The organism is Pseudomonas sp. (genome assembly GCF_037994325.1).
Lineage (GTDB): Bacteria > Pseudomonadota > Gammaproteobacteria > Pseudomonadales > Pseudomonadaceae > Aquipseudomonas.
Genome location: NZ_JBBNAH010000348.1, coordinates 1 through 9,839, shown reverse-complemented (window position 1 = coordinate 9,839; position 9,839 = coordinate 1). Strand labels below are relative to the sequence as shown.

Here is a 9,839-nt window from a genome sequence, read left to right as displayed (position 1 = left end):
TACAAAAAAGTGATTAAAAAGGCGAATCCAGAGATTCGCCTTTTTTGTCTTACTGCTGTGCCCACGGCAGGATCGGAATGGCCGTCACCGCATTCTGCGGACTGCCCTCGATCACACGGTCGCTATACACCAGGTAGACCAGGGTATTGCGCTTCTTATCGAAGAACCGCACCACCTGCATGGTCTTGAACACCAGCGAAGTGCGCTCTTTGAACACCTCCTCGCCATCTTTCAAGTTATCAGGCACCTGGATCGGACCGACCTGACGACAAGCAATCGACGCCTCAGCACGATCTTCCGCCAAACCCAAGCCACCTTTGACACCACCGGTTTTGGCCCGCGACAGGTAGCAGGTCACGCCCTCCACTTTCGGATCATCGAAAGCCTCGACGACAATCTTGTCGTTCGGCCCCACCCACTTGAACACCGTGGAGACCTGACCGATCTCCTCTGCGCTTGCCGCAAATGCCAACGGCAGAAACAACGCACCTAACCATCCATTGATCAATCGCACCGCACTCTCCTTGACGCCTACAGGTATTGCGCCCCGAAGGCGCGCTTAAACCAGAATCAGGTTATCGCGATGCACCAGCTCCGGCTCATCGACGTAACCCAGCAATTTCTCGATAGCATCAGATGGCTGACCGACAATTTTCTGCGCCTCAGCAGCACTGTAGTTAGCCAGACCGCGAGCGATTTCACGCCCGTCCGGATCCACGCACACCACCATCTCACCGCGACGGAAATTACCCTGCACGCTTTTGACGCCGACAGGCAGCAAGCTCTTATGGCTTTGCAGCAGCGCTTTCACCGCGCCGGCATCCAGCTGCAGGGTGCCACGGGTTTGCAGATGCCCCGCCAGCCACTGCTTACGCGCCGCCAACAGACCGCGCTCAGGCGCCAGCAGGGTGCCCAGCCGCTCGCCAGCTTTTAGCCGCGCCAGCACTTGCTCAATGGCACCACCAACAATAACGGTGTGCGCCCCGGAACGTGCCGCCAGTCGCGCTGCACGCAGCTTGGTTTGCATGCCGCCACGCCCCAGCGCGCCACCAACGCCACCAGCAACCGCATCCAACGCAGGATCATCAGCGCGCGCTTCGTAGATAAGCTGTGCATCCGGGTTATGCCGCGGGTCGGCATCGAACATGCCATCGCGATCGGTGAGAATCACCAGCAAGTCCGCCTCCACTAGGTTGGCCACCAGCGCCGCCAAGGTATCGTTGTCGCCAAAGCGGATCTCATCGGTAACCACGGTGTCATTTTCGTTGATCACCGGAATGGCACCCAACTCAACCAACGTGCGCAGCGTGCTGCGAGCGTTCAGGTAGCGCTTGCGGTCAGATAAGTCATCATGGGTCAGCAGAATTTGCGCGGTATGCCGGCCATGTTGAGCAAAGCTCGACTCCCAGGCCTGCACCAGCCCCATCTGCCCCACCGCAGCAGCGGCCTGCAGCTCATGAATGGCGCTAGGGCGCGAACTCCACCCCAAGCGACTCATGCCCGCCGCCACCGCACCGGATGACACCAATACCAGCTCAACGCCCGCCTCGCGCAGCGCCACCATCTGCTCAACCCACACCGCCATTGCGGCACGGTCCAGACCACGCCCATCAGCGGTCAGCAACGCACTACCGATCTTCACTACCCAGCGCTGCGCGCCAGTCACCTTGTCCCGCATCGTCATCCAACCTTGGCCAGAAGAGCGGCACAGCGCCACTCGTGCGAATTAGTCAGCACAACGCCGCTAATTAGCGGCGTTGTGGTTTTACTTAGTCTCGAACGTAGATGATCTCTGGACCATCATCGTCGTCTTCTTCATCCCAGAAGCCGTCATCGTTATCTTCGGTGCCAGCCACCTTGACGCCAGCGCGACGCAAGGCGCGCTTATCGTCCAGAGCCTGCAGCTGAGCACGCGCTTCGTCTTCGATACGCTGATCCAGCGCCGCCAACTCGGCCGCATACTGCGGCTCTTCGGCAATGCGCAGGGAGCGCTCCTCAAGGTAACGCATGATATCGAAGCAGAGCTTTTCTGTGCCTTCTTTACCAATGGCCGAAATCACATAAACCGGGCCAGTCCACTCCAGACGGTCAGTGATCTCCTTGATGCGAGCTTCTTGCTCTTCTTCAAGAATCTGATCGGACTTATTCAGCACCAACCAACGATCACGCTCAGCCAGCGAAGGACTGAACTTAGCCAACTCACTCACGATAGTTTCCGCAGCTTCGGCCGGATCAGATAGATCCAACGGCGCCATATCAACGAGGTGCAACAACAAGCGAGTGCGCGCCAAGTGCTTGAGGAAACGAATACCCAGGCCGGCGCCGTCGGAAGCACCTTCAATCAGACCTGGGATATCGGCAACCACAAAGCTCTTGTAGCGATCAACGCTGACCACACCGAGGTTTGGCACCAGTGTGGTGAACGGATAATCCGCCACTTTTGGCTTGGCCGCCGAGACCGAACGAATAAAGGTACTTTTGCCGGCGTTTGGCAGGCCCAGCAGACCGACGTCCGCCAACACTTTCAATTCCAGCTTAAGGTCACGCGAATCACCCGGCTTACCCAGGGTGGTCTGACGCGGCGCGCGGTTGGTACTGGATTTGAACCGGGTATTACCCAGACCATGCCAGCCGCCATGGGCAACCATAATGCGCTGACCGTCTTTGGTCAGGTCACCGATAATTTCCTGGGTAGCCGCATCAATGATGGTGGTGCCAACTGGCACGCGCAGTACGGTGTCTTCACCTTTGCGCCCAGTGCAATCAGCACTGCCGCCATTCGAACCGCGCTCAGCGTCGAAACGGCGGGTGTAACGGTAATCCACCAAGGTGTTGAGGTTTTCGTCAGCGACCATATACACCGAACCACCGTCGCCGCCGTCGCCACCGTTAGGTCCACCATTCTCGATGAACTTCTCGCGACGGAAGCTCATGCAACCGTTACCACCATCACCCGCTTTTACAAAAATCGATACTTCATCGACGAATTTCATCGGCACGCCTCCCGCCGCAATAGCGGGCTAGATAACACAAGGACAATAAGACTTTTGCAAAATCCAGCGAAACAGCTCCCGGACGATTTTGCAAAAGCCTCAAGCATTCAGAAACAAAAAAGCCCCGTCGCGAGACAGGGCTTTTCCAGCAACGTCGCGATTAAGCCGCGATGACGCTCACGTAACGACGACCGAGGGCGCCTTTCACTTCGAACTTGATCACGCCTTCGACTTTAGCGAACAGAGTGTGATCTTTACCCATGCCAACGCCGTAACCAGCGTGGAATTGGGTACCGCGCTGACGCACGATGATGTTGCCTGCTTTGATAGCCTGGCCGCCATACATCTTCACGCCAAGGCGTTTAGATTCTGAGTCGCGACCGTTGCGGGTACTACCGCCAGCTTTTTTGTGTGCCATGAGTCAATACTCCTAATAAGGATTTGGGCCGAAAAAATTAGGCCGAAATACCAGTGATTTTGATCTCAGTGAACCACTGACGGTGGCCCTGACGCTTCATGTGGTGCTTACGACGGCGGAACTTGATGATGGTCACTTTGTCGTGGCGGCCTTGTGCAATCACTTCGGCTACAACTTTAGCGCCCTCAACAACTGGTGCGCCGATAGTGACGTCGTCACCATTGCCGATCAGCAGAACGCGATCGAAAGTAACGGCTTCGCCAGTGGCGATTTCGAGCTTTTCGATCTTGAGGTATTCACCTTCGGCGACTTTGTATTGCTTGCCACCGGTAACAATTACTGCGTACATAATTTTGCTCCGTTAAATCCTGCTCACCCAGCGCTTTATAGGAATAGTCGTCGGCTGGCATGGCTGCTTGGGGCCGGAAGGACGCCCTTGCAATTGCGTAAGGCAGGTGCTGCCCAGGGAAGTTCAGGGGCCGCGATTGTACGCAAGGCTGGATGCCTGCGCAAGCACCCGTAGTGCTTGCCTTGACAGCCTCCACCCTGCCCCCTAGCATGCCGCGCAACCTTCGAGGAGCACTTGTCACTGATGCAACCACAGGCCTTCTATAACGTGGTGGCGGATGATTTTACCGCTGTCGATGGCATTATCAGACGACAACTGGTCTCCCGCGTTCCTCTGGTAGAGAAAATAGGCGACTACATCATCTCCGCCGGCGGCAAGCGTTTGCGCCCGCTGCTGGTGTTGCTCTGCGGCAAAGCCCTGGGCGGCCAAGGTGATGATCTACGTCTGTTAGCTGCCACCATCGAATTTCTCCATACCGCTACCTTGCTGCATGACGACGTGGTCGACATGTCCGGCATGCGTCGTGGCCGCTCGACTGCCAATGCCCTGTGGGGCAACGCGCCCAGTGTGCTGGTGGGCGACTTCCTTTATTCGCGCTCGTTCGAAATGATGGTTGAGCTGGGCTCGCTGCCTGTGATGCAAATTCTTTCGCGCGCCACCCGCGTGATTGCCGAAGGCGAAGTGTTGCAGCTGTCGAAAGTGCGCGATGCCAGCACCACCGAAGAAACCTATATGGAAGTCATCCGCGGCAAAACTGCGATGCTCTTCGAGGCCTCGACCCACAGCGCCGCGGCGCTGATCGGCGCTAGTGCTGAACAATCTGCGGCGCTGCAAGCCTTTGGCGACCACTTGGGCGTGGCCTTCCAACTGGTAGACGACCTGCTCGACTACCGTGGCGACGCCGAAACCCTGGGCAAGAACGTCGGCGACGACCTTGCTGAAGGCAAACCCACCCTGCCGCTGATCTATACCATGCGTGAAGGCTCTGCGGAACAAGCCGCCCTGGTTCGTACGGCCATTCAGAAAGGAGGCCTGGAAGACCTGGAAAGCATCCGCGCCGCTGTGGAAGCCTCCGGCTCGCTGGATTACACCGCCAACCAGGCTCGCGATTACGCCGCCCGCGCCATTGCTTGCCTGGATGTGCTGCCAGCCAGTGAATATAAAGACGCGCTGATCGAACTCAGCGAATTCGCCGTCGCCCGCACCCATTAAGCACGTCGGTAAATCGCTTGGTGCGCACAGCACACCCTAAGGCCCGCTTTTAGCGGGCTTTTTATTGCCGTCGATCAAGCCAAGCCGCTGCCACGCAAATTAGCCCTTGCTATTATCCCAATAGGAATTATTCTCATCAAACCAAGACAAGGAGATGAGCCATGACCTATTTGATTGATGCTTGGCTGGACAGACCCCATCCGTATCTGCGCATTTTGCATCGCGATACCGGCAAGGTGTGCGCGGTTCTCGAAGAGGAAGCGCTGGATGAATTACGCGAACAAGGCGACCTGGACCTCACCGGTCTGAACTCCAGCGAGCCCACCGTGCTCAAGGAGTTGGTACGCAACCTGTTCCTATTCTGCTACTCCCGCGCGCTGCGCCCTTCCACCGAACTGCACTGATCGGGAACCCTAACCGTTGACGTACTTTCCACAAGAATGCAAAAGGCCGAGAGCAGTGACTGCCCTCGGCCTTTTGCGTTAACGCTTGGCGACTAGATTCTTACAAGATTTCCAGCAGCTCTACGTCAAACACCAGCACGCTGTGCGGCGGAATGCCGCCAACAGCCTGGCCACCGTAGGCCAGTTCGCTTGGCACGTACAGGCGCCATTTGCTGCCAGTACCCATCAGTTGCAGCGCTTCGGTCCAACCAGCGATTACGCCACCGACCGGGAATTCAGCCGGCTGGCCACGCTCGTACGAGCTGTCGAATACAGTGCCGTCAACCAGGGTGCCGTGGTAGTGGGTACGCACGGTGCTGTCGCGGGTTGGCTTGGCGCCTTCGCCAGCAGTCAGCACTTCGTATTGCAGGCCCGAATCCAGGGTGACGATGCCAGCGCGCTGAGCATTTTCAGCCAGGAACGCACGGCCTTCGCCAGCAGCGGCTTCAGCTTTGGCAGCCTGCTCGGCTTGCATGATTTCGCGGATGACTTTGAAGCTGGCGGACATATCTTCCTGGCTCACGCGGCTGGCATGGCCACGGAAAGCGTCAGTCAGGCCAACCAGAATAGCGTCCAGGCTAACGCCCGGCGGCGGGTTGTCGCGCAATTGGTCGCCCAGTTGGCGGCCGATGCCGTAGCTGACGCGGCTCTCATCGGTGGTGAAGGTGTCGATATTCTGTTCGGACATGGCGCTAACTCCGCTGAGGCCAAAAAAAGGTCGGCCAGCCTAGCACAGATGCGCCGGCTGGCCGATGTACAGGGCAGATATACAAGGATAGGGGTCAGTGCTTGGTCAGCTTATCCAGGTAACCCATGGCAAAGGCCGACACCACAAAGGTCATGTGAATAATCACATACCACTTTAGGTATTCAGGCTCGATGTTCTTGGCATCCATAAACACCCGCAGCAGGTGAATAGACGAGATCGCCACGATGGAAGCCGCTACTTTCATCTTCAGCGAGCTGGAATCCATCTTGCCCAGCCAGTTGAGCTTTTCCTTGCCTTCATCGATGTCCAGTTGCGAGACAAAGTTCTCGTAGCCAGAAATCATCACCATCACTAGCAGGCCGCCAACCAGGGCCATGTCGATCAGCGACAGCAGCACCAAGATCAGATCGGACTCAGCGAGCGAGAAGATATTGGGCAGGATGTGGAAAATTTCCTGGAAGAACTTCAGCGCCAACGCCAACAAGCCCAGCGACAAGCCAAAGTAGATCGGCGCCAGCAGCCAGCGGGAGGCGTACATTGCGTTTTCAATAAAGCGTTCCATGGTGGCTCACAGCAGGTAAAAGTGAGCGCGAGTATACCCAGCGCACCTGATCAGACAAGCCATCGCCGCGCGCGGCGTGGGCAAAAAACAGTCAGGGTTTGTACCATTTTGTTTATCTACAGGAACTGTGGATAACCTTGTGGACGGCCTCAGGATAGACCGCGCCAGCAAGCGCAGCGCTAGGCTTTGCCAGGCTTGATCAAAGCTTAAACAAAACTGTCTTTTAGGTTTCCGGGCGGAATTGGCAATCGCCTAAATGGCGGCCGCGCTCAGCATTAACCCGGCGCAAAGCGGCCTGTAAATGCAGGCACCAGATGGACGGTTCATCGCTTTGGCTATAACCCAGTTCGGCCAGGTTATCGACAATCGCAGCAAGCACACTTTCAGCCACCAAAGGCCCGTGGAATGGGCCTTGCGTCTTGATGGCGGAAGGTTGCGAAGCGGCCATACCAGCGGCGCAGATCAGAACCCAGAGGCCGTTTTCGCCTGCCAGCGGGCGGATCACACACTCGATGCGGGTGATCAGGCCAAGACATTGACGGGTAAGGCAGAGGCTGCGCGGCATGGGGGCGGCCCTCGCGAGGTCTGGCGGTCAGACTACACCCCGGTCGACCGTTGAGGGAAGCCCGCAGGTTATCCCCGCCAGCTGTGGATAACTCTGTGGATGGACCGTGGGCAAGCAGGCCCAGCCACCACCTGCCGTGGCCGGGCGCAAACTGCTCAATGACTGACCAGCCACCGAGCAGTCAGACCATCATTTAGCGTCGGCTTTTGACTGCGCCTTGCCGGTCAGCAAGGCCGCTGCTTCCGCTTCTACGCTTGGTTCTTCTTCCTCTTCCAAGCCGATTTCGGAGATCTCCCGCAAGCGCTCAACCACCCGCGCATTAACGCTGCCTTCAGGGAACTCGCCGTCCTCGTTGGCCGCGCCCACTGGCTCGCCAACCAACAAGCCCAAGGCCTCGTCCACCTGACGTACGGCATACACGTTAAACAGCCCAGCGCGCACGGCCTGCAATACCCGTTCATCCAACATCAAGGTGGCGACGTTGGCGTAGGGAATGATGGCGCCCTGCTCACCGGTCAGACCGCGCGCCTCACAAAGGCGGAAGAACCCTTCGATCTTTTCGTTAACGCCGCCGACGGCCTGCACTTCACCAAATTGGTTGATCGAGCCGGTGATCGCGAAGCACTGTTTAAGCGGGGTGCGCGACAAGGCCGAGATCAGCGTGCACACCTCGCCCAGCGAAGCACTGTCGCCATCCACGTAACCGTAGGACTGCTCCAGCGCGATAGAGGCTGAAATCGCCAGCGGATATTCCTGTGCATAACGACTGCCCAGGTAACCGGTGAGAATCATCACGCCCTTGGAGTGAATCGGCTGCCCGAGGTTAACCTCACGCTCGATATCGACGATGCCGCTGCTGCCTGGATACACGGTGGCGGAAATGCGCGCTGGCAGACCAAAGGCCGAATCGCCTACTTCCAGCACCGTCAGGCCGTTGCACTTACCCACGGCGGCGCCAGCGGTGTCGATCAAAATAATGCCGGCGACCATGTCATCGAGAATCCGCGCCGACACCCGTCCGGTGCGCGTGGCCTTGGCCTTTAATGCGCGCTCGATATGGCCGGCATCGGTCACGGTGTCGTTGGCCAACTGACGGATAAAGTCCGCTTCGCTGACCAGCTGAAACAGGTCGCCAATGCGCGCCGACAAACGCCCTTGATGCTCAGCCAAGCGCGCGCTGTAGGTCGCCAGGCGGGCCACGGCATCGGCGGTCAGCGCCGCCATGCCCTCTTCCGAGGTGCGGGTTTTCAGCAACTGGGCAAACTGCTCGAGGCTGTCGTCGTGCAGGGGAATGTCTTCATCGAAGTCCACCAGTACGCGGAACATTTCCTGGAAGTCCGGATCGTTGTCCTGCAGCGCGTAATACAGCTGGCGCGAGCCAATGATGATGACCTTGAGGTTTAGCGGGATCACTTGCGGCGTCAGGGTGACGGTGGACAAACGGCCCAGCTCACCGAGCGGCGATTCCATCTTTAACTTGCGCGAATGCAGGGCACGCTTGAGCGCTTCCCACACGAACGGCTCACCGAGCATTTTCTCCGCTTCCAACACCAGAAAGCCGCCATTGGCACGGTGCAACGCGCCAGGGCGCAGTTGCCGGTAACTGGTGTAAAGCGCGCCTTGATCGGTGCTGTACTCAATGCGGCCAAACAGGTTGTCGTAGGTTGGGTGCGACTCGAACACCACTGGCGCGCCGCCGCTGGCGTGGTGACCGACGACCAGGCTCGGGCAGTACTGCTCTTGGAGAAACTTGCGCGCCTCGGCGTCGACCTTATCCACATCCACCAACTGCTCAACCACGGTCTTCAGCAGGTTGACCTGCACCGCTTGCAGGTAGGCGCACACGCCAGCGTTCTCCGCGTACTTCTCCGACAGCGGGCCGAGCAGCGGTTGCAGGCCCAAGGTGATGGTTTCTTCATTGAGTTGGCGCAGCTGGTTGCTCGACTCACGTTTCCATTGCGGCAGGCTGGCCAGCTCTTCGTTCAGGCGCTCTTCCAGAGCCGAGATATCGGCGTGATAGCGCTCGCGCTCGGCCTCCGGCAGTTGCGCGAACTCGGCTTCGTCCAGCGCCTTGCCGTCTTTCATCGGCGTGAAGGCGATATTGGTGCTGTCGCGGTACAGGGCGATTTCTTTTTCCAGCGACAGCCGCTCGATCACATCCAAGGCGCGGTCGTAACGTTGGTTAAAGGCGCGGTCGATGGCGCTTTTTTTCTGCTGATAAGACGGGTGCTCGAATACCGCCGGAAAGGTCGCCATAAGGTTGTCGATCAACGCTTCAATGGCGGCGATAAACGCGGTGGCGGTGCCGGGCGGTAGTTCCAGGGCACGGGGCTCGCGGGTTTCGTCGAAGTGGTTGACGTACACCCAGTCCGACGGTGTTTCCAGGCGCTTGCCTTCGGCTTTCAGGTAACGCTTAACAAAGGAAAAGCGCCCAGTGCCGGGCTCGCCCATCACAAATACGTTGTAGCCGGGGCGCGGCATGGCCACGCCAAACTGCAGGGCTTCCACCGCGCGCTCTTGGCCGAGCACGCCACGGAAGGGTTCCAGATCATCGGTAATGGTGAATTTGAACTGACTAGGATCGAAGG

At 58.2% G+C, this 9,839-nt stretch carries 11 protein-coding genes; 2 read left to right on the top strand and 9 right to left on the bottom strand.

The window, feature by feature from the left end:
• Nucleotides 1-49: 49 nt before the first annotated feature.
• From AAAB16_RS11790 to rplU, 5 genes are all read right to left on the bottom strand, one after another.
• Entirely contained in the window at nucleotides 50-514 is a 465-nt protein-coding gene (locus AAAB16_RS11790) for a CreA family protein (RefSeq protein ID WP_340663484.1), read from the bottom strand.
• Between the two features lie 45 nt (nucleotides 515-559).
• Nucleotides 560-1,678: a glutamate 5-kinase gene (proB, locus tag AAAB16_RS11785; RefSeq protein WP_340663483.1), complete on the bottom strand. Its 1,119-nt coding sequence runs from the start codon at nucleotides 1,676-1,678 to the stop codon at nucleotides 560-562.
• 91 nt (nucleotides 1,679-1,769) lie between these two features.
• Complete coding sequence (gene cgtA, locus AAAB16_RS11780) at nucleotides 1,770-2,993, bottom strand: Obg family GTPase CgtA (RefSeq protein ID WP_340663482.1); 1,224 nt, start codon at nucleotides 2,991-2,993, stop codon at nucleotides 1,770-1,772.
• Nucleotides 2,994-3,153: 160 nt separating this feature from the next.
• Entirely contained in the window at nucleotides 3,154-3,411 is a 258-nt protein-coding gene (gene rpmA / locus AAAB16_RS11775; protein WP_110617412.1) for a 50S ribosomal protein L27, read from the bottom strand.
• A gap of 37 nt (nucleotides 3,412-3,448) precedes the next feature.
• Complete coding sequence (rplU, locus tag AAAB16_RS11770; RefSeq protein ID WP_108098632.1) at nucleotides 3,449-3,760, bottom strand: 50S ribosomal protein L21; 312 nt, start codon at nucleotides 3,758-3,760, stop codon at nucleotides 3,449-3,451.
• A 243-nt stretch (nucleotides 3,761-4,003) separates the two neighbouring features.
• On the opposite strand from rplU, the gene AAAB16_RS11765 reads away from it, so the two are divergent.
• Together AAAB16_RS11765 and AAAB16_RS11760 are read left to right on the top strand one after the other, a co-directional pair.
• Nucleotides 4,004-4,972 (top strand): polyprenyl synthetase family protein, encoded by a 969-nt coding sequence (locus tag AAAB16_RS11765; RefSeq protein ID WP_340663481.1) that lies wholly within the window; start codon nucleotides 4,004-4,006, stop codon nucleotides 4,970-4,972.
• 161 nt (nucleotides 4,973-5,133) lie between these two features.
• Entirely contained in the window at nucleotides 5,134-5,376 is a 243-nt protein-coding gene (locus AAAB16_RS11760; protein WP_110617410.1) for a hypothetical protein, read from the top strand.
• 100 nt (nucleotides 5,377-5,476) lie between these two features.
• Here AAAB16_RS11760 and AAAB16_RS11755 read toward each other — a convergent pair whose 3' ends face one another.
• The 4 genes from AAAB16_RS11755 to AAAB16_RS11740 form a co-directional block, all read right to left on the bottom strand.
• Complete coding sequence (locus AAAB16_RS11755) at nucleotides 5,477-6,103, bottom strand: FKBP-type peptidyl-prolyl cis-trans isomerase (protein WP_340663480.1); 627 nt, start codon at nucleotides 6,101-6,103, stop codon at nucleotides 5,477-5,479.
• A gap of 94 nt (nucleotides 6,104-6,197) precedes the next feature.
• Nucleotides 6,198-6,686: a TIGR00645 family protein gene (locus AAAB16_RS11750; RefSeq protein WP_340663479.1), complete on the bottom strand. Its 489-nt coding sequence runs from the start codon at nucleotides 6,684-6,686 to the stop codon at nucleotides 6,198-6,200.
• 223 nt (nucleotides 6,687-6,909) lie between these two features.
• The gene (locus tag AAAB16_RS11745; RefSeq protein WP_340663478.1) at nucleotides 6,910-7,251 is read right to left on the bottom strand and encodes a hypothetical protein; all 342 of its coding nucleotides are present in this window, start codon (nucleotides 7,249-7,251) and stop codon (nucleotides 6,910-6,912) included.
• A 189-nt stretch (nucleotides 7,252-7,440) separates the two neighbouring features.
• Nucleotides 7,441-9,839: AAA family ATPase (locus AAAB16_RS11740; protein ID WP_340663477.1), on the bottom strand; the 2,399-nt coding region annotated here is incomplete at its 5' end.